The sequence below is a fragment of the Paenibacillus amylolyticus genome, from assembly GCF_003719335.1.
GTDB lineage: Bacteria > Bacillota > Bacilli > Paenibacillales > Paenibacillaceae > Paenibacillus > Paenibacillus amylolyticus_D.
In genome coordinates, this window is sequence record NZ_RIAS01000001.1 from 451,396 (window position 1) to 472,590 (window position 21,195).

Annotated in this window: 16 protein-coding genes; all 16 read right to left on the reverse strand. The window is 46.9% G+C overall.

The genetic code is table 11. The features are described 5' to 3' along the window. Positions 1-236 precede the first annotated feature (236 nt). The 16 genes from ftsZ to EC604_RS02150 all read right to left on the reverse strand — a co-directional run bounded on the left by ftsZ (position 237) and on the right by EC604_RS02150 (position 21,143). The gene (gene ftsZ / locus EC604_RS02070; RefSeq protein ID WP_123062521.1) at positions 237-1,346 is read right to left on the reverse strand and encodes a cell division protein FtsZ; all 1,110 of its coding nucleotides are present in this window, start codon (positions 1,344-1,346) and stop codon (positions 237-239) included. A gap of 151 nt (positions 1,347-1,497) precedes the next feature. Next, on the reverse strand, positions 1,498-2,775 hold the full coding sequence (gene ftsA / locus EC604_RS02075; RefSeq protein ID WP_123062522.1) for a cell division protein FtsA: 1,278 nt from the start codon (positions 2,773-2,775) through the stop codon (positions 1,498-1,500). A gap of 295 nt (positions 2,776-3,070) precedes the next feature. Further along, positions 3,071-3,838 (reverse strand): cell division protein FtsQ/DivIB, encoded by a 768-nt coding sequence (locus tag EC604_RS02080; RefSeq protein ID WP_123062858.1) that lies wholly within the window; start codon positions 3,836-3,838, stop codon positions 3,071-3,073. Between the two features lie 59 nt (positions 3,839-3,897). Continuing rightward, positions 3,898-5,223: a UDP-N-acetylglucosamine 1-carboxyvinyltransferase gene (gene murA / locus EC604_RS02085; RefSeq protein ID WP_345789249.1), complete on the reverse strand. Its 1,326-nt coding sequence runs from the start codon at positions 5,221-5,223 to the stop codon at positions 3,898-3,900. A 367-nt stretch (positions 5,224-5,590) separates the two neighbouring features. Next, entirely contained in the window at positions 5,591-6,703 is a 1,113-nt protein-coding gene (gene murG, locus EC604_RS02095) for an undecaprenyldiphospho-muramoylpentapeptide beta-N-acetylglucosaminyltransferase (RefSeq protein WP_123062525.1), read from the reverse strand. Positions 6,704-6,711: 8 nt separating this feature from the next. Further along, a complete protein-coding gene (gene spoVE, locus EC604_RS02100; protein WP_123062526.1) occupies positions 6,712-7,809 on the reverse strand; it encodes a stage V sporulation protein E in 1,098 nt (365 codons plus the stop codon). 48 nt (positions 7,810-7,857) lie between these two features. Continuing rightward, entirely contained in the window at positions 7,858-9,279 is a 1,422-nt protein-coding gene (murD, locus tag EC604_RS02105; RefSeq protein WP_123062527.1) for a UDP-N-acetylmuramoyl-L-alanine--D-glutamate ligase, read from the reverse strand. A 3-nt stretch (positions 9,280-9,282) separates the two neighbouring features. Next, a complete protein-coding gene (gene mraY / locus EC604_RS02110; RefSeq protein WP_123062528.1) occupies positions 9,283-10,251 on the reverse strand; it encodes a phospho-N-acetylmuramoyl-pentapeptide-transferase in 969 nt (322 codons plus the stop codon). A gap of 12 nt (positions 10,252-10,263) precedes the next feature. Next, positions 10,264-11,676: a UDP-N-acetylmuramoyl-tripeptide--D-alanyl-D-alanine ligase gene (locus EC604_RS02115; protein ID WP_123062859.1), complete on the reverse strand. Its 1,413-nt coding sequence runs from the start codon at positions 11,674-11,676 to the stop codon at positions 10,264-10,266. After that, a complete protein-coding gene (locus EC604_RS02120) occupies positions 11,676-13,163 on the reverse strand; it encodes a UDP-N-acetylmuramoyl-L-alanyl-D-glutamate--2,6-diaminopimelate ligase (protein ID WP_123062529.1) in 1,488 nt (495 codons plus the stop codon). The genes EC604_RS02115 and EC604_RS02120 overlap by 1 nt, the downstream gene beginning before the upstream one ends. Before the next feature lie 173 nt (positions 13,164-13,336). Beyond that, positions 13,337-15,232 (reverse strand): stage V sporulation protein D, encoded by a 1,896-nt coding sequence (locus EC604_RS02125; RefSeq protein ID WP_430538735.1) that lies wholly within the window; start codon positions 15,230-15,232, stop codon positions 13,337-13,339. Positions 15,233-15,384: 152 nt separating this feature from the next. Continuing rightward, positions 15,385-17,733 carry a penicillin-binding transpeptidase domain-containing protein gene (locus EC604_RS02130; protein WP_123062531.1) on the reverse strand — a complete coding sequence of 783 codons (2,349 nt, stop codon included), beginning with the start codon at positions 17,731-17,733 and terminating at the stop codon, positions 15,385-15,387. Between the two features lie 12 nt (positions 17,734-17,745). Then, a complete protein-coding gene (locus tag EC604_RS02135; protein ID WP_123062532.1) occupies positions 17,746-18,171 on the reverse strand; it encodes a hypothetical protein in 426 nt (141 codons plus the stop codon). A gap of 25 nt (positions 18,172-18,196) precedes the next feature. Next, positions 18,197-19,147: a 16S rRNA (cytosine(1402)-N(4))-methyltransferase RsmH gene (gene rsmH / locus EC604_RS02140; protein ID WP_123062533.1), complete on the reverse strand. Its 951-nt coding sequence runs from the start codon at positions 19,145-19,147 to the stop codon at positions 18,197-18,199. A gap of 18 nt (positions 19,148-19,165) precedes the next feature. Then, positions 19,166-19,603, reverse strand: a complete 438-nt coding sequence (mraZ, locus tag EC604_RS02145; protein ID WP_123062534.1) for a division/cell wall cluster transcriptional repressor MraZ — start codon at positions 19,601-19,603, stop codon at positions 19,166-19,168. A 274-nt stretch (positions 19,604-19,877) separates the two neighbouring features. Further along, positions 19,878-21,143: an adenosylhomocysteinase gene (locus EC604_RS02150; protein WP_123062535.1), complete on the reverse strand. Its 1,266-nt coding sequence runs from the start codon at positions 21,141-21,143 to the stop codon at positions 19,878-19,880. Positions 21,144-21,195: the final 52 nt, after the last annotated feature.

Below are 21,195 nucleotides of genomic sequence, written 5' to 3' on the forward strand. Positions count from 1 at the left end.
AACAACCTAAATGCTTCATCATCTCGATATTCATGAGCATATTCCCAAGTATACGTAGCCTCCTGTTCAAAGTCTGTCTAATTGTGGGAGCTTGTCTTCAACTATTTTTGTCGGAATGACGCAGCCGAGTTGTTCAGAATTTGTTCATTCCTGTATGTTAAGCTATATAAAAAAACAGCAAAAAACCCGGTTGCTGCAGAAGCAACACCGGGTTTTCCAGATGTAATATTACCCAATTATTCGTTGTTATTGTTGCGCGAACGATTACGTAAAAATGTCGGAATGTCCAGCTGATCATTGCTTGGCTGGTTTCCGAATGGACGAAGATTCGGTGAACGTGTCTCTGCCGGCTCTGATGCTGTAGCAGGTTTGCGTACGGGTGGAGCAGAAGGTTTGTCCTCAAATCCTGTCGCGATGACTGTAACCTTGATCTCCTCTTTCAGATCTTCATCAATAATCGCACCAAAGATCATATTCACTTCCGGATCGGAAGCCGATGTCACGATCTCTGCAGCTTCATTCACTTCATACAGGGACAGATTAACGCCACCTGTGATGTTCATGATTACGCCACGTGCTCCTTCAATAGAGGTCTCAAGCAAAGGACTCATGATGGCTTTGCGTGCCGCTTCGGCTGCACGGTTCTCTCCAGTCGCTTCACCGATCCCCATAAGGGCAGATCCACGCTCGTGCATGATCGTTTTGACGTCTGCAAAGTCAAGGTTGATCAGACCAGGAACCTTGATCAAATCGGAGATACCTTGTACCGCTTGACGAAGTACGTTATCCGCTTGACGGAATGCTTCCAACATCGGAGTCTTTTTGTCAACAATTTCAAGCAAACGGTCATTCGGGATCACAATCAGTGTATCCACTTTTTCCTTAAGTGCTTCGATTCCTTGTTCAGCATGAGTCGAACGCTTGCGGCCTTCAAAAGTGAAAGGACGTGTTACAACACCTACAGTAAGTGCGCCGCACTCTTTAGCAATCTCAGCGATTACCGGAGCTGCACCCGTACCTGTACCGCCGCCCATACCTGCTGTAACAAATACCATGTCCGCACCTTTCAATGTGTTCATGATCAAGTCACGGGACTCTTCCGCTGCCTTTTTACCTACATCCGGATTGGCACCAGCACCAAGACCACGGGTTAACTTATCACCAATTTGCAATTTATGCTCGGATTTGGCCAGGTGCAATGCCTGGGCATCCGTGTTCACTGTAATAAATTCAACACCTTGTACTCCACCTTCAATCATTCGGTTAACAGCGTTGCTTCCGCCGCCGCCTACCCCAATGACTTTAATCTGAGCCAAGCTCTCCATCTCAAAATCAAATTCCAACATATAATTCCATCTCCCCCTCAATGTGCATGGATGGCCCGTCCAATTTTTGATTTGAACCGAATCAATTTCATATATCGACGAACGAAAGCGTTTATTTTAGTACCAGCGCATTCAGACGGCTTCAAAGAATGTATGAAATGGATCCAACCTGTTATATAAATTCACTGAACATGTTCTTCAGTCGTTCGAACAGACCGGGTTTTTGCTCCGATTCCTGTGCCGCATTCGGCTTCGGACGGCTTGTCGGTTTCTTGCTGTTGGTATTGTTGTTGTTACCGCCGTTGCTGCTCGAGGGCCTGATGCGCAAACCGCGAATAACATTGTGCAAAATACCGACACCACTGGTGTATCCAGGATCACGGACACCAATGTAATCTGGAACCGCAACACGTACTGAAGCAGCCAGCTCATGCTGTGCGACTTGCAGAACACCAGGCATAGAGACCGTACCACCCGTTAGTATATAACCTCCAGGTAGCTCGTTGTAACCAAGGCGTTTGACTTCTTGTCCAATCATCTGGAATATTTCCTGAACCCTAGGTTCAATAATAGCCGCCAGATCCTCTTGGGAAAACTCCTTGTCCACGTTGCTACCAATACGCGTCACTTTGAACATCACATCTGCGGCAGCATCATCAAGCCAGGCACAGCCATATTTCAGCTTAACTTTCTCCGCCTGATCCGTCAAAGTACGCAAACCATAAGCAATATCATTCGTTACAAATTCCCCACCGATTGGCAGTGTTGAAGTCGCAACCAGGCTGTCCTCTTCAAAGATAGCGATGGTTGTTGCTCCTGCTCCGATATCCACAAGCACAGAGCCCATCGTTTTCTCATCTTTGGATAGAGCTAACTGGCCTGCTCCCAATGACATGAGAACCAGGTCACTCACTTTTAATCCCGCTTTTTCCACGCAGCGCAAAAGATTATGTATCGCGGTTTTTGCACCTGTAATGATGGTTGCTTCAACTTCCAGACGAACACCAATCATCCCACGCGGGTCTTGTATGCCCTCCAAGCCGTCAACAACATATTGCTTGGCGACAACATCAATAATTTCCCGTTCCGGTGGAACCGCAATGACTTCGGCTGCTTTCAACACCCGCTCCATGTCTTCTTCTCCGATCTCACGATCTTCGTTCGATACTGCCACCACACCATGACTGCTCATCAGTCCGATATGATTGCCCGAGATTCCAACATATACTTCGGATATTTGAATACCTACCATACGTTCTGCATGATCCACTGCATTGCGAATCGACTGCACTGTCTGGTCGATATCTACGATTACACCTTTGCGAATTCCTTCCGAGTCGGCAGATCCAACTCCAATAATATTAAAGGTTCCATTATTAATTTCCCCAATAATAGCGCGAATTTTGGATGTACCGATGTCCAAACTAACAATGATGTCATTGTTGCTCAAGTCTGTGGCACCTCCTGACTCCAATAGTAAAATACGTTCGGGTTCAAACACTCATTAAAACATATTCAACACAGTTTAGGCTTTCCCTCTTTTTTCTACAATTTTTTTGGGTGCCAAGTTCTGGATGTGAAACATAAAACCTTGAAGAAAAAAGAAGGAGGCAACTTATGTGCCGTAAGTTCAAGTGTACCATTTTTTCTTCATCTCAGAAAGAACAAGTTTCACACATTAACCGGTGCTAAAGCCCGATCCTGTCTACACTTTTACGCAATGAACAGCCAATCATCAACATGCATCATTGCCCTGCTCCCGGCTCAGCGTCATCCTCTGGATTATCCGGTATAAACGGCACATACGTATCAGCCTCAAGCATCGTAATTTTTCCAGGTCGTTCGGTCTCAATTACCTGATTCAAATACTCCACTTTATCCGTTAACAGCGATATCGTTGTAATCACTTCAAACTGTGACTTGGTGTACATGCGGATCTGATCCGGAAAAGAGGGTGTCGGATTGGGAATAATTTCGGATATATCCGTTGTCAGTTCATTCGGAATTTGAGCCAACGCCTCACTCAGTTTTGCTTTGAGCGGATCATTCGGTTTCCATTGTGTCAGAATCGGTTTCTCTACAGCAACACCGATCGTTGGTGGTACATTAAGGCTTGTCCCGTTTGACAATATTGCTTTAAGCGCCCCACTTGTGTCCAGTTCATAAGCGACAGTGGGAAACTCCTGAACCTTGATATGGATCGTACCCGGGAATTGCTTGTCCACAGTAACCGTTGAGACAGCTTTAATCGTTTTAAGACGTTCTATAATTTCAGTAGCACTTGTTCCAAAAAACTGTTCGCCTTCCCTCAAACCACTCTTTTCAAGCAAATCCGCAGTGGCCGTGTATACATTACCCGTAATTTCGATCGCTGATATACGGCTTACAGAAGAACGAAAGAATAATACAGCCAGCAATACAATAAATAATAATAAAAGGATAATTACAATTTTACGGCTTGTGTTTCCTTTTGGGCGATTCTCCTTGAGAACCGGAATTTGACTTTTAGGCATAATAACGCTCCACAAAGCCTCAGGCCCCCTCCTCTTCCAAGAAGGGGACGCCAAGGACGTTAATTGGCAAAATCCAACTGTTTCGAAACAGTAGACTGTCTCTCCACCGAGGCTCCAAGACTCTGGAATAACTTTTCGATCTGATCATATCCCCTGTCAATGTGGTGCACTTGCTCCACAATGGTTTTACCTTGAGCCGCCAGACCTGCAATAACTAATGCTGCACCCGCGCGAAGATCTGTCGCCTCTACAGTAGCACCATATAGCCTTGGAACTCCACGAATAAAGGCTGCATTCAAATCAACCGATATATCCGCTCCCATGACATTCAGTTCATCCACATGTTTAAACCGACCTTCGAACACGGTTTCCTTCATCACACTGAATCCATCTGCCAAACTGAGCAGCACCATGATCTGTGATTGAAGATCCGTTGGAAACGAAGGATATGGAGAAGTCACGATACGATCCACCGATTTTGGGCGTGTCATACAACTCACAGTCATTATATCATTGCAGACTGTGATTTGAACACCAGTGCGCTTTAACACATGAATAAGCGAAGTAAGATGTGCCGGATTGCAGTGTGTAAGCGTAACATTGCCTCGGGTTGCAGCAGCAGCGATCATGACGGTTCCAGCGACAATCCGGTCCGGTATGATCTCATAGGTGCAAGGTTGCAACTTCTCAACACCATTTATCGTGATTGTATCCGTACCGGCACCCATAATTCGTGCTCCCATTGCATTCAGAAAATGCTGCAAATCCTGAATCTCAGGCTCTCTCGCTGCGTTAAAAATCGTCGTTGTGCCCTCTGCAAGCACAGCAGCCATCATGATGTTTTCAGTAGCTCCAACACTCGGAAAATCCAGATGAATATCCGTACCTGTCAGATTAGCTCCATGACAGATAATTTGCTGATCTTGCTCTTCAATCTGTGCTCCGAGTGCTTCCAGCCCCCGGAGGTGAAGATCGATTTTACGTTCCCCGATCGCACAGCCACCCGGCTGATATACAGATACTCTCCCAAACCTCGCAAGCAATGGCCCCATCAGAAAAATGGAAGAGCGCATTTGCTTCATAAGATCCTCTGGCACATCATGTGACCGGACGAGCGACGTATTGATCGTCACTGTTCCCTGCTCATGCCGACATGTGCATCCAAGTCGTTCCAGGATATACAGCATTACTTCGATGTCCAGCAAGTGTGGAACGTTGTGCAGCGTAATTTCTCCGTCTGCGAGCAAACTTGCGGCCATGATCGGTAAAGCAGCATTTTTTGCTCCATGGATGCGTATGGATCCTGATAGGGGTCTCCCACCTTCAATCACCAATTTGTCCAATGTATCACCTCCGGGGTTTACGCTCACCCACTGCGAAGACATACGGTACCGGATGGATACCGCAATGAGATGATATAGTGCTTTGAATAGACTGCATAAGGGTGATGACGTCCTCTGCTGTCGCTTGGCCTGATTGAACAATGAAATGCATATCCATTGTCCCCAGTCAATCTCAGCGAATTGAATTATCCGTGACACATCCGATCCATGAGGCTCCGCAATCCATCCCTTGGTTCCACCGATCATTACCAGCACTACCGCTTGGCAAACTCACGTCTTCACCCCTAGTTGCACCTTTGCCGATACGATGCTGTACTGCGGTATCATGGAACGATTGTCACGATTTATACCGTATCTTATGTCAGTCCCGTCTGGTGTGTGACAATCGCCCATGAATGCGTTCAAACACCTATTGTCGTTTTGCAACAAGACGCTTAATTTCGCTTACGAGCACTTTTGCTGCATCTGGTTTCCCTAATTTTCGAGAAGCATCTGCCATCTGCTTACGCCTTGATTCGTCATTCATAATGCCTGCAATGGCTTCATACAGACCTTTGCCTGTAAGCTCTCTCTCCAGCATTGTGAGTGAGGCTCCTCCTTTTTCAAGGGTACGCGCATTAGCTTCCTGATGATTGTTGGTTACGTTTGGTGATGGAATCAGAATCGATGGAATACCAAGAGATGTAATCTCCGCAAGGAACGAGGCTCCTGCACGGTTCACAATCAAAGAGGTACAAGCGAGCACTTCGGGCATGTTATGTACATAAGGAAGTACATGCAGATGATTAGGCATCGTTCCCAAAGAACTACGGATCGCTTCACGGGTTTCATCGAAATAGGTCTCACCTGTAACGTAAACGACATGTACATCATCCAGCTGTTCCAGCATTGGTGCCATTTCAATCATCGCCTGATTGATCGCTTTAGCCCCACGGCTGCCGCCAACGACAAGCACAACACGACTGTCCATCGGAACCCCTAGTGTTGCAAACCCACGATCCCGACTGGCCTGAGCTACCGTTGTCGCTCGCGGGTTACCGGTATAGATTACCTTTTTGGCTCCCGAGAATGATTTTTCAGATCCTTCGAAACTGACAGCAACCGTATCTACATAACGCATGAGAAACTTGTTCGTCAGTCCCGGGATCGCATTCTGTTCATGAATCACACTTGGTATTCCAAGCTTTGCCGCTGCATAGACCACAGGCCCGCAGACATAACCGCCTGTACCGATAACAACGTCCGGCTTGAATTCTTTCAGCATTTTTTTTGATTTCCTTACCCCTTGAACAAAACGCATAATCGTTTTCACATTTTCAAAGGATAACTTACGCCTGAAACCTGTAATGTCAATCGATTTAAAAGGGATATCTTCCTGAGGAACCAGCTTACTTTCAAGTCCTCGTGTACCGCCAATGTATAAAAACGTCGAGTCGGCATTCTCCGCCTCACATTGTCTTGCTATGGCCACGGCCGGGTAAATATGCCCCCCCGTACCGCCGCCACTAAGAACGACTCGCATCGTATAAGTCACCTCGCATAACGGGATAAATTCAATAATATACCGAGTGCGGTGAGCATGAGCGTCAGCGATGATCCGCCATAACTGATCAGCGGCAGTGTAATCCCTGTGACAGGCATGAGTCCAATCACTACACCGATATTTATAATGACCTGCACAGCAACCATACCAATAATCCCCACAGCCAGCAGGCTTCCAAAGGACTCTGGAACCGTCATCGCTACACGCATTCCTCTCCACACCAGCACCAGAAACAATAATAATACAATCATTCCACCAATAAAACCGAGTTCTTCCGCCAAAATACTAAATATAAAGTCCGTCTGCGGTTCAGGCACGTAACTGTACTTCTGTCTACTCATCCCTAGCCCAAGACCAGCCAGTCCACCTGGACCGATCGCATAGAGCGATTGAATGATCTGATAACCTGCACCCAGCGGATCAGACCACGGATCCAGAAAAGCTGTAATTCGCTGCAACCGATAGGGTGCCGCTGCAACAAGTGCCGCGAATCCTGCGACCCCACCAAGCGCAAGCAAAGCGAGATGTTTCATTCGTGCTCCGGTCGTGAAAATGATAAGCATGGATGCCCCCATCATCACGGTGCCTGTACCTAAATCCGGCTGCAACATAATTATGCCAAAAGCCAGCCCCATCAGCCCAAGCGGAGGCAACAGCCCCGTTGTAAAAGTTTTAATTTTTCCAGGGTCTTTGCTTAGCCAGTGGGCCAAAAACAAGATCATACCCAGTTTCATGAACTCGGAAGGCTGGATACCGAAAGAACCAATCCCCAGCCAGCTGCGTGCACCGCCGCGAACGACACCGATTCCCGGAATTAATACAGCAATGAGCATGATAAAACAGATAATTAAAATCGGTTTAGCATATTTTCGCCATACCCTATAGTCCACATTCGCTGTTACAAACATGGCTGCAAGCCCAAGCACGGCGAATAAAATCTGCCTTTTCACAAAATAAAATGAATCGCCATAGTTGCGGAACGCAAGTACTGAGCCTGCGCTATACACCATAATGATGCCGATGGCTAGCAGAGCCAAAATACAAATCAGGAGCCAAATATCCGGCGCCGGTCGCGTCTGTTTCATCAGGAGGCCACCCCTTGCATGGAAGTAGGGGCTTTTCCACCCCCCTACTTACAAGTTATGCGCCGCCTCTTTAAAAATGCGTCCCCGTTCTTCATAGGAGGCAAACATGTCCCAGCTTGCACACGCAGGCGATAACAAAACAACATCCCCCGGTTCAGCCAGCCTTGCTGCTTCCTGAACGGCAACCGTCAACGTACGGGCAGCGTCCTCCTCATTATCGACGACCTTAATTTGCTTTAGTCCCGCAAGTTCCGCAACTTTAGCCATTTTAGCACGGTTTTCACCCAGAACCACCAATGCTTTGACACGTTCCTCTAATGCCGGCAACAGTTCCATCATATCCGAACCGCGATCTAGTCCGCCCGCAATCAATACAACAGGTTCCTTAAAGGAATTCAATGCCATTACCGTTGCTTTGGAATTGGTAGCTTTCGAATTATTGTAATAAACTGAGCCATTATGTTCCAACACGTACTCCAGTCGATGTTCAACACCTTTGAAATCAGCCAGCGGAGCAGCCAGCTTTGACGGGTTAGCGCCCGCTGCGATTGCAATAGCTACTGCAGCCAGCGCATTACCCACATTAAAACGCCCAGGTATGCCAATGTCCTCCACATCGATGATTACCTCTCGATGGCCTGCACCATCCGAATAGATCACCTGACGCTTTACATCATCCTCTTCTCCATCAACATAAGGCGGATCTGCATACACGCCTGTTTCCAGGTTTTCCGTTAATGAGAATGGAATTAACCTCGCCTTGATATAAGGAATGAGTTCACGACATACCGCATCATCCCAATTGAGAACAGCAACGTCATCTGGCTGCTGATTGGCAAACAGCTTTGCTTTGGAAGCTACGTAATCTTCCATGCCCCCATGATAATCCAGATGCGTCTCTGCCACGTTAAGGAGCGCAGCAATACGCGGACGAAACTCTACCGTGCCTTTGAGCTGGAAGCTGCTCAGCTCGACGACCATCCAGTTATCAGCGGTAGCCTGCTCTGCAGCCTCACAGAGAGGTGTTCCAATATTACCAGCGACAATGGGATTCAAACCTGCTTGTTCCAGCATATTTCCTACCCAAGTTGTTGTCGTTGTTTTCCCATTAGAACCGGTAATCCCGATCATAGGTGCCCCGCAAAGGTGATATGCTACCTCTACCTCGGTCACCACTTCAATCCCTAATTCAAGTGCTTGTTGCACAGGAGCAGCATGATACGGAATACCGGGGTTTTTAACGACCAGCTTCACATCACGGTGAATGAGATCATCCGGATGTCCCCCGCATACAACAGAAATTCCCAAAGCCTCCAATTCGGAAGCTTCGGGACACTGTTCTCTGTCTTTTTTATCGTTTACGATAACGTCAGCTCCTGCGCGATGCAGCACCTTGGCAACTTGTACGCCGCTCTTCGCAAGCCCCAGCACGACAACTTGTTGTCCGCGATATGTTTCTGGATGATTCATAATTTACAACCCCTTGTTGAGATAAAGTCCAAGAGCGGCCAAAATAGCACCTACCGCCCAAAAGGTAATGACAACCCGCCATTCTGACCAGCCACTAAGCTCGAAGTGATGGTGGATCGGGCTCATTTTAAATACACGTTTACCACGAGTTTTGAAGGATACGACTTGGATCACAACGGAAAGGACCTCGATTACAAAAATACCGCCGATGACGAGAAAAAGAAGTTCTGTCTTCGTAACGATGGCAATTGCACCAATGGCACCGCCGATTCCGAGTGAACCCGTATCGCCCATAAACACCTTGGCCGGATGTGCATTGTAAACCAGGAATCCCAGAACAGCCCCAATCATGGCAGCTGCACACACTGCCGCTGGCATCGACGTTGCCTGCATTGCCACAATAGCAAACGCGCCAAAAGCAATCGCACTTACACCGGAGAGAAGACCATCCAAACCATCCGTAAAATTAACCGCATTGGTAATGGCCAGCATCATAAACACAACAAACGGATAATAAAACCATCCCGTCCAGTCAAACGAAACCGAAGTTCCCGGAATAGAAATCGCGGTGCTGTGTCCATTTTGAATAAGTAAATAACACATGAGGGCACTGAAAAGCAGCTGCCCCAGCATTTTTTGTCTGGCAGTCAGTCCAAGCGAACGCTTGAAAACAATTTTGATATAGTCATCCAAAAAACCAATGAGACCAAATCCCAGCGTAGCGACAAGCAATACATAAAAGTCTGTGTTTTTGACCGCTGAGAATTTAAGAAACGCCAGCGTGAACGCAAGTAAGATTACAACTCCGCCCATCGTTGGGGTTCCGCTTTTTTTCAAATGGCTCTGAGGCCCGTCTTCCCTGACCTGTTGTCCGAACTTCATCCGCCGCAAGAGCGGAATAAGCAGCGGTGCGGCAATCACCGCCAAAATAAATGAAACGCCGATTGTTAACAGTAATACCTGAAAATCCATGGGTTCACCCCTCTAGTCTACTCGATTCTGTAATGGTGCCGTCTGCAGTGCTTGAGCTACATCCTCCAGTTTCATGCCCCGTGAGGCTTTAAACAAAACTGCATCTTTCGGATGAAGATTCTCCAGCAGATAACGGGTTAATTCTTCTTTATTATCAAAAGCATGCACAGCTTCAGCTGCCATATGCTTCTTTGCTCCCTCAGCAATATGCACAGATAATGGACCGTATACCAGCACTTTATCCAATTTATCAGGAGTAATATACGTTCCGATTTCATGATGAAGCTGCTGCTCCTCCGAACCTAACTCCAGCATATCTCCCAGTACAGCCACTTTCATCCGATATCCTTTTAACCCTTCTAACACATCGATCGCAGCCTTCATGGAAGTCGGGCTTGCATTATATGCATCATTCAGGAGAGTAAGTCCGCTGACCGCTTGTGTAACCTCGATACGCATACCTGTCAATTTCAACTGTGACAAGCCTGTTGCCATATTTTCCTCAGTCACCCCAAAATGACGTGCTACGGTCATGGCAGCCAAACAGTTAATTACATTGTGCGTACCCAGCAAGGGAAGGGTATAGGCTTTGTCGCCAGACTGTTTGGTTGTAAACACCATCCCGTGCTGCGCATTCATCAGCCCTGTTGGATAATCATCATTATCCGTTTGTAACCCAAATCTAAACCGCTGCATGCCCTCTGGCTGCTTCGTTGCAGACTCTTCAAGCACCTGAGCGATTAAAGGCTCGTCTCCGTTGTATATGAGTAATCCGCCAGGTTTCATACCAGCAGCAATTTCAGCCTTTGCTCTAGCAATTTCAAGTCTTGAGCCAAGCTGAAGCAAATGCGATTCGCCAATGTTCGTGATGATTGCTACATCCGGCTGAGCAATGACAGAAAGGTCATAGATTTCACCGCGACCGCTCATGCCCATCTCCAAAATGATGATTTCCGTGTCTGGAGTCATACTCAATACCGTTAGCGGCAGACCGATATGATTGTTGAAATTGCCCTGCGTTTTATGCACCTTAAATGTGGAAGAGAGAAGCGCGTTAACAATATCCTTGGTTGTTGTTTTCCCATTACTGCCTGTGATGCCAACGACAGCTGCCTTGTTCTCATGAAGATAAGCCGATGCAAGTGTCTGTAGTGCAGCCAAGGTATCGTCCACCAAAATAACAGCTCCCTGCGGGGGAACACCATGATTCTTTTGCCACATCGCACCGGCAGCACCCTGCTCCAGACAAGCTTGCACAAACTCGTGCCCATCAAAACGTTCACCCACCAAAGGGATAAACAAACTGTCTGCCACCGGTTTACGTGAATCTGTAAATACCCCTTCGGCGATAATTTCACTATAAACCGCGGCATCACTTAGTGTGCCACCACACATATCGGCGATTTGCGCTAATGTTCGTTTTATCAATTGGATTTGCCCCTTATCGCTTCTTTGGCTATGATCCGGTCATCGAAATCTGTCTTGGTTGTTCCAATAATTTGATAAGTCTCGTGACCCTTGCCCGCAATCAATACTACATCGGCCGGGCTTGCCATTTCAATAGCTTCATGAATGGCCTGACGCCGATCCACGATCATTGTGTAGCGCTCAGACGGAACAGACTCTTCCAGCAAACCTTGCTCAATGTCTTTGAGGATCAGAGCCGGATCTTCCGTCCGCGGGTTGTCAGAAGTCACTAATACAAAATCACTGTACTTCGCAGCAATCTTACCCATCAATGGGCGTTTTGTGCGATCCCTGTCACCTCCGCACCCAAATACGCAGATGACACGTCCTTCCGCAAACTCATTGACTGTACGCAGTACATTTTCAAGTCCATCCGGTGTATGGGCATAATCAACGATAACCGCGAATGCCTGACCTTCATTGACAGCTTCTACCCTGCCATCGACACCCGGTACGGTTTCCAGACTACGCTTGATTTCTTCCAGTGGAACACCTTCCACCAGCGTTGCCGAGATGGCTGCCATCGCATTGTACACGTTGAACTTACCTACCATACGCAGCTCAATGTCTGCGCTACCCGCAAAGGTATCTACATGAAAGGTCGTCCCCTGAGCTGTGATTGAAATTGCAGATGCACGAACATCCGCTTGTTCTTCCATGCCGTATGTAATAACCTCAGCAGCCGTTACAGCAATAAAATAATCCGCGGCTGGATCATCCGCATTGATCACTGCATACTTCCGCTCGGCAGCATCTTCCGCATAACCGTTACCCAGCCGAGCAAAAAACAACCCCTTAGCTCCCCGATACTCCTCCATGGAATGATGGTAATCGAGATGATCCTGAGACAGGTTTGTAAACACCGCTGTACGGAAATCCGTGCCTTTCACCCGCCCTTGCTCCAATGCATGAGAAGAAACTTCCATAACACAACATTCCGTACCAGCCTGAACCATATCATGCAAACTACGTTGCAAATCCAAAGCTTCAGGTGTTGTTCCCGACATCGGGTAAGTGCGCCCATCATAACGCATCTGGATGGTACCGATCAGTCCGGTTTTCTGACCGTAATCGCTCATAATTTTTTCAATCAAATACGTCGTTGTTGTTTTGCCGTTCGTTCCTGTTATACCAATCATTTTCATCTTGCGGCTTGGCGAATCAAAAAAGAAGTCAGACAGAACTGCCATCGCAAAGCGACTGTCTTTCACGATCAACTGCGGTACAGGCAAGTCAAGCTGCCGTTCCACAACGAGAGCAGATGCTCCGGCCTGAACTGCTTTATCTGCATAATCATGTCCATCGACCGTATGTCCCGGAAGACAGATAAACAGATCACCCGGTTTGACTTGCCGGGAATCTGTCTGAAGGTTGTGACATTCTGTATGGGGGTCGCCCACGAGACGGGCGGTAATCAACTTGGATTCAAACTGTTTTAAAAGCACATGAATAACCTCACTTTTCCAAATATACTTCTGTATCCACAGATTCCTATAGTATTAATATCGACCAGATCACCAAATAATGAAACGCGATCCCCTGAATTTTGTTGCGGTGTGAGACTGAATCTCCGTTTAAGCCTTTATAAGAGCGTCACTAAACGATCCATTCGAGAACTTTATTCGTGCTTCGAATGATCATGCCCATCCTCTTTCAGGACGTTGCCCATATAGATACGTATCGTTGAGCCTTGCTCTACTCTTGCTCCTGGTTTAGGTGCCTGATTAATTACGTATTTGCCACTGCCCGACTTCGCCAGCATAAAGTTCATGTTGAGATCCTCGTACAAATCTTCCACCGTAGCCCCAGTAAGATCAGGAACCGTCACAATTTTGGTTTCACCATATTTGTACTCTTTAGCGAGTTGGTCCTTACGTACAGGCACATTCATATAATGGAGCGAATCTTCCAAAATATTTTGTACGATGGGGGCTGCAACGACACCGCCAAACTGAATACCTTTCGGATTGTCTACAGCGGTGTATACTACGATCTGCGGATCATCAGCCGGAGCAAACCCGATAAACGAAACGATGTGCTCACTCGACGAGTAACGCCCGTTAATAACCTTCTGGGCTGTACCTGTTTTGCCTCCAACCCGGTATCCATCGATAAATGCTGGACGACCCGTACCTTTGGCAACAACACTTTCGAGCGCTTCTCGTACTTGTTTGGACGTATCCTCCGAGATGACCTCGCGAACGAGTTCAGGCTTTACTTCCTCAAGCACCTCTCCGGTTTCTGGATGTACCCAGGCTTTCGTAACGAAAGGTTTATAGAGCTTGCCACCGTTGATGGCAGCCGATACCGCTGCTACTTGCTGAATGGGGGTTACGGATACCCCCTGCCCAAAGGCGGTCGTTGCAAGTTCAACTGGCCCTACATTTGCTAATTTGAAAAGAATACCACTCGCTTCTCCGCTAAGATCAATTCCAGTTTTGGAACCAAAACCGAAATTTTTAATGTAGGAGAACAACGATTCTTTACCAAGCTTTTGTCCCAAAGCAACAAATCCAGGGTTGCAGGAGTTCTCCACCACTTGAAGGAAAGTCTGGCTTCCATGTCCACCTTTTTTCCAACAGCGCAAGCGTGCTCCGCCAACTTCTACAAATCCGGGATCAAAAAATTGATCATGCTGCAGGTTTACCTTTTTTTCTTGCAGCGCAGCAGCCAGTGTAATAATTTTGAAAGTTGAACCCGGTTCATACGTCATCCAGATGGGCAAGTTCCGGTTATAAATTTCGGAAGGATATTGCTGATAATCTGCCGGCTCGTAGCCTGGTCTGCTAGACATCCCTAAAATTTCTCCTGTTTTGGGATTCATTGCAATAGCCAAAGCGGAATTGGCCTGAAACTTAACCATGGCCTGATCCAATTCCCGTTCCATAATCGACTGAATGGATTTATCAATGGTCAGCTTGAGGTTAAGCCCGTCCTTCGGTTCCACATACTTCTCAGATGAGCCCGGCATGAGCCTTCCGGCCGCATCGGACAAGTAGGATACACTCCCATTTAAACCATTCAGCTTGTCATCATATCTTTTTTCAACGCCAGTCAGTCCCTGATTATCAATCCCTGTAAATCCGAGAATATGAGCAGCTAGATCATCATACGGATAGAAACGTTTGTTATCCTCGGCAACAACGATACCCGGAAGCTTCAAATCACGGATGCGCTGAGCTTTCTCCATCGTAATTTTGCGGCCACCGGGTTGTAGTCGTACAATCAATTCTCGTTTCTTGATGGTTGCCAGCACTTTCTCTTCTGTCATACCCAGTAGCGGTGCCAGCGATCTGGCTGTTGTCTCCGCTTCCTTAACTTGAGCCGGGATCGCCATGATCGTTGGGGTTGTCACATTGTAGGCTAGAGAAGTTCCGTTTCGATCCAGAATCTCTCCCCTTTTAGCCGTGTACGGAATGTTACGACGCCAAGATTCCTCCGCTTTGGCCGATAACTCCGGCCCTTTCCCTAACTGTACATAAGCAAGCCTGATGACCAAGGCCGAAAATAACATAACCAGAATCAACAAACTCCACAGCAACCTGCGTCGCAGATTAACACTTGTTCCCTTCACGAAAAGATCCCCCCACTCGTCCCAAAATCATGAACTGTCTCATTCATGAATATTCAGGACAACCGGGGGTTAGAACAAGCTGTCTATGCAGTCTATGGCAGGGAAGCCCCTTCAGTAGCTGGTTTACCAGATGTTTCGTCTTGACCCTTTTGCTTGTCAGACTGACTCTGATTCGAGGCGCTTCCTGGCGGGTCAGCCCCCTCCGTTTTACCCTCATCAGCTGTTTTCGTATTTTTGTCTTGGTTTTTCGCATTCGGATCAGAAGAATCCGGTGCTTCATCAGCAATACCGGTTACCGCTGCCTTTGCTGTCTGTAAGGTTAGCTGCACCGTTCGTTGCTCACCTGACACCTGCTCCTTCTGTTTCACGACATAGCCTTCACCCTTGACTGTTACGCCTACTTTCATCAGTGAAAGAACCTCCAATGCATCACGAAGAGATTCACCTGTCAGATCTGGAATCTTCATTTTACTGCTTTCTTCCGTCAGTAAGTAGACTCGTTGGCCTGGATTCATCGAAGCACCCGCTTGTGGATACTGGCGAATCACGTTCTCACCCTGACCAAGCGTGACGTAAGCAATTCCGGAGCTGAGAAGCTGGCTTCTGGCCTGTTTGGCCGTTTTACCACTCAAGTCTGGAGCCTTAGCCTGTACGACAGCTAAATCCTTTGATTTTTTGTCTGTTGATTTGGCTGTATCTTTCGGTATGCCCATATATTGCAACGTCTGGCTTACAACCTTTTTGAACACTGGAGCCGCTGCAGTTCCTCCGCCAATGTTTGTACCGTCTGGCTGGTCAATCACAATCAACATCGCAATCTTCGGATTGTTGACCGGTGCAAATCCGATAAACGAAACAACATCTTTGTTTTTACTGTATTGACCGTTAATAACTTTTCTCGCCGTTCCTGTTTTGCCCGCAACGCGATATCCCTCGATATAGGCATTACGTCCTGTGCCTATTGTCTGATCTGCTACGACCTGCTCAAGATAACCGCCAACAAGCTTGGCCGATTCTTGCGAGATGACCTGTCGAATCACTTTCGGCTTGATCACTTCCGTTGTGCCATCATTCGGGTTAATAATCTCCTTCACGAGATGAGGCTGGAGTAACTTACCGCCGTTTGCAATCGCCGAGATGGCAGATAACTGCTGGATCGGTGTTACTTGTACGAGACCATGACCATATGCTGCGGTAGCAATCTCTGATTTGTATACAAGAGGTTTGATTGGCGAAGCCGCTTCACTTGGCAGGTCAATGCCCGTCTTTTTACCAAAACCGAACTGATCGATATAGTGACGCAACCGCTCTCCCCCAAGCATGCTGTACCCAAGATTGACAAAGGCAATGTTACTGGAACGCTTCACGCCTTCAAGATAAGAGATTCGTCCATATGAATGACCGTTATCACCGATGGTATAACCACCGATACGCGTTGGCTTGGATTCAAATGTAGCATTCGGATCAAACAATTTTTCCTCCACGGCTCCTGCAAGCGTAACAATTTTGAATGTGGAACCTGGTTCGTAGATCGACTGCGTTGCATGGTTGATGAAGTTTTTCTGATCCGGCGTGCTCGCATACGTATTCGGATTAAACGTTGGCCAGTTTGCCATCCCCAGAATCTCCATCGTGTTTGGATCGGCTGCAATGACGGTCATACTCATCGGGTTATATTTCGCAATCGTTTCTTTCATTGCACTCTCAATGTACAGCTGGATGGTATCATCAATCGTCAGCTTCAGATTTTTACCATTCTTTGGAGGCAAGTAGTTATCCTGTGAATTGGGTAGTTTAGTTCCTTTAGCGTCCTTCTGATAGTTGAGAAAACCATCTGTGCCTGTCAGCACGTCGTCATACGAGACTTCGAGCCCATTGACAGCTTTGCCATCACGACTCATATAACCCAGCACATGAGAGGCAAGCGACTCTTCCGGATAAAAACGTTTGGATTCCTGCGTCATGACAATTGCATTTTTTGCCTTATGTTCATCCTGAAGCTCTTCGCGCAGCTCGTTTACTTTTCCGGCAAGTTCAGGACTAATTTTGTACCCTTCACTGCGTACTTCACGTTGTTGAAAAAAATCTCCATCACTTTTTTTCGCTGTAACCAGAGCACGCATCTCACTCTCATTTTTCTTGAGCAGTGCGGACAATTTTGTCGTCACCTCGTCCTCAATCCCCAACTGATTGATCAGGAGCGGATTAACCGAAACGGTATACGCTGGCGAATCCGTAGCAAGCACATTCCCATTTCGATCTGTAATCGTTCCACGAGCAGCCTTGATCGTCTGTTCCCTTTCGATTAGACCCGCCGCACGCTCCTGCCATTTGTCACCATTAACGACCTGAATGAAAAATATACGGGTTACGAGTACAAGAAAAAAGAGGGTAATGAATCCCCCTATTAACAACGTGCGCATTTTTATTCTTTTTACCATCGAAACACCTCTTTACTTGCTACTGGTTGCCTTCGAGGATGATTCAGTACCTGTTGATGTATTCGTTGTTGAGCGTGGTACAAAAATAACATCCTTATCGGAAGCTTCTACGTAACCCAGCCTTTTTGCATTCTCGACAACCTGGTTATTCAATGTTTCTCTCTCCACCCGTAAATCGGCAATGGTCTTCTCAGCCTCTTTAATTTTTACAATGGTCGACTGAGCCTGCTTGTTTAGTTCATAAATATGAGCGTAACGAGACATCAGAGCACCACCTACAATAATGACGGCTAAGAGTGTGATCAGGTATAAAAATTTTTCACGGGCTGGCAGACCTGTGCGACGTGTCACGACTTTGGTTGTTTCCTTGTACCTCTGCTGCGTTACACGTTCCTGGGCTTTTTCTTTGACCGCTAGATTGCCGCGTGTATATGCCATTAGAAGGCTCCTCTCCACTTTTATTCTACAATTTCTCAGCTACACGCAACTTGGCTGATCGTGCACGAGAGTTCTCGGTCAGTTCCGCTTCTGTTGGAATCAGCGGTTTTCGGTTGACGAGACGTAACGTCCCTTTACCATTGCATACACATAACGGAAAGTCAGGTGGACATGTACATTTTTCAAGATAGCTGCTGAAGATCTGTTTACATATCCGGTCCTCAAGGGAATGGAAGGTGATAACAGATACGCGCCCCCCTGGCGCTAAACAACGAACAGCCTGATGCAGTCCTTCTTCAAAAGCCCCAAGTTCATCATTCACAGCAATACGCAGCGCCTGAAAACTTCGCTTCGCAGGATGTCCACCTGTACGGCGGGCTGCTGCAGGAATACCTTCTTTGATCAATTCCACAAGTTCACCTGTCGTTGCGATTTCAGACTGACTACGTCGATTCACAATAACACGAGCAATCCGTTTGGAAAACTTCTCTTCACCATAGCGATACAGAATTCGCGCAATCTCTGCTTCTGGCCATTCATTCACAATCTCCTTGGCTGTCAAAAGTGCATCCTGGTCCATTCGCATATCAAGCGGTGCATCGTGATTGTAACTGAATCCACGTTCTCCTTCATCAAACTGTGGTGATGACACACCAAGGTCATACAGAATTCCATCAACCTGTGGTACACCATCCTTCATAGGAACATCAAGATCTTTGAGAACCTGCTCCAAATCTCTAAAATTGGTTTTCACCAATGTAACCTGGTTTTCATAAGCAGCGAGTTTCTCGCGTGCATTGTCCAAAGCCCAATCATCCTGATCAAGTGCGATCAGACGTCCCCCCGGACCTAGCTTGGATGCAATCACGGAACTGTGTCCCGCCCCTCCTAAAGTGCAGTCCACGTATATACCGTCCTGCTTGATGTTTAATCCCTCGGTTGCCTCTTCTTTGAGTACGGTGATGTGGTGAAACAACCTGCACCCCTCCTTACTTTATAAGTCAAAATTAAAATCGACCAGCTTTTCGGCAATGTCGTTGAATGCTTCTTCGGATTGATTGAAATAACTTTCCCATATGCCTTTGCTCCAAATCTCCACCCGGGTCGACACGCCAAGAACAACGCAATCCTTGTCCAATTTGGCATACTCTCTCAGGTTACCCGGCAGATTTACCCTGCCCTGTTTATCCAGTTCACATTCAGTTGCACCTGAGAAAAAAAACCGGGTAAACGCACGTGCGTCGGATTTCATCAGCGGCAGTGCTTTGAGTTTCTGTTCCATGACCCCCCACTCCTCCATGGGGTACACGAAAAGACACTGGTCCAAACCTCGTGTGACAACGAAAGTGGATCCAAGAGATTCGCGGAATTTAGCCGGAATAATGACCCGGCCTTTATCATCAATGCTATGTTGAAACTCGCCCATAAACATTGCCGCACTCACTCCTCACCCTTTTCCCCCACTTTGCCCCACTTTCCACCACCTAAGCATAATAGATTCGGTTAAAAAAATCAAAACCCTTCTTGACTTTTCTATTTTTTTATTTAATTTCACCGAAAAAAACGCCTTCGATCCTGTCATTCAGGACCAAAGACGTTTCCCGGTTACGGGCGATCGTATGTGCACCCGTACATGAGCCATATCTTCAATACACCATTCTACTACTTTTGAAGCAGTTTAGCTGTTTGTAATTATTGGATAACCTTTAAAATTTCCAACTATCCAAGTATTTTTCTTGCTCAGCGGATAAAGAATCAATGGCAATATTCAGGCTTTCCAGCTTATAACTCGCCACTTGCTGATCAATATCATAGGGAACATTAACTACGTTTTTACCAAGAGATTCATAGTTTTCACTCACATAACGCAAACCTAGTGCTTGCAGTGCAAACGTAGTATCCATGATCTCGGCCGGATGTCCGTCAGCCGCTCCCAGATTTACCAAGCGACCCTCGGCGAGAAGATACATTTTACGCCCATCTTTGAAACGGTACTCCTCAATGTTGCGGCGAACAGTACGAATGGATTCGGAACGTTTGGCAAGCTCCGGTTTGTTAACCTCAACGTCGAAGTGACCTGCGTTGCTCAAAATAGCTCCGTCTTTCATAACATCGTAATGTTCACCCGTAATAACATCCTTGTTCCCTGTTACCGCAATAAAGAAATCACCCAACTTTGCTGCTTCCAGCATCGTCATAACCCGGAAACCATCCATATGTGCTTCCACAGCTTTGATCGGGTCAATTTCAGTTACAATGACATTGGCACCCAAACCTTTTGCACGCATGGCCACTCCTTTACCACACCAGCCATACCCAGCTACAACAACATTTTTACCTGCGACCACCAGATTCGTTGTCCGAATGATACCGTCAAATGCAGACTGCCCCGTACCATAACGGTTATCAAACAGATACTTGCAATATGCGTCATTTACCGCAACCATCGGGAATTTCAGTTGTCCTTCTTTCGCCAATGCTTTCAAACGGATAATACCTGTTGTCGTTTCTTCTGCGCCCCCGCGAATCGTTGCTGCAAGATCAGGACGCTCAGAAGCAATGATCGTTGCGAAATCCCCACCATCATCAATAATGAGATCAGGCTTCGCTTCAAGAGCACGGAGTTGCAGTGCTTTGAACTCGGCTGGCTCAGGATTATATTTCGCATAAACAGTCACACCGTCTTCTACCAAAGCCGCACAAACATCATCTTGAGTAGACAGTGGGTTGCTGTGCGTGATCGTCACTTCAGCACCACCAGCCTGAATGACTTTTGCCAGATATGCAGTTTTAGCTTCCAGGTGAAGGCAAATCGATACCTTCAGACCTTTAAAAGGCAAATCCTGCTCAAATTGACGACGAATCCGGTTTAACACTGGCATATGCGCCTCGACCCAATCAATTTTCAAATGGCCCTCAGCAGCAAGCCCTATATCTTTGACGATGCTGTTTTGTAATGCAGATGTGGTCACTTTATCTCCTCCTCAAATGTGTTTCTTCTATTATAAAGATCAATATAATCTA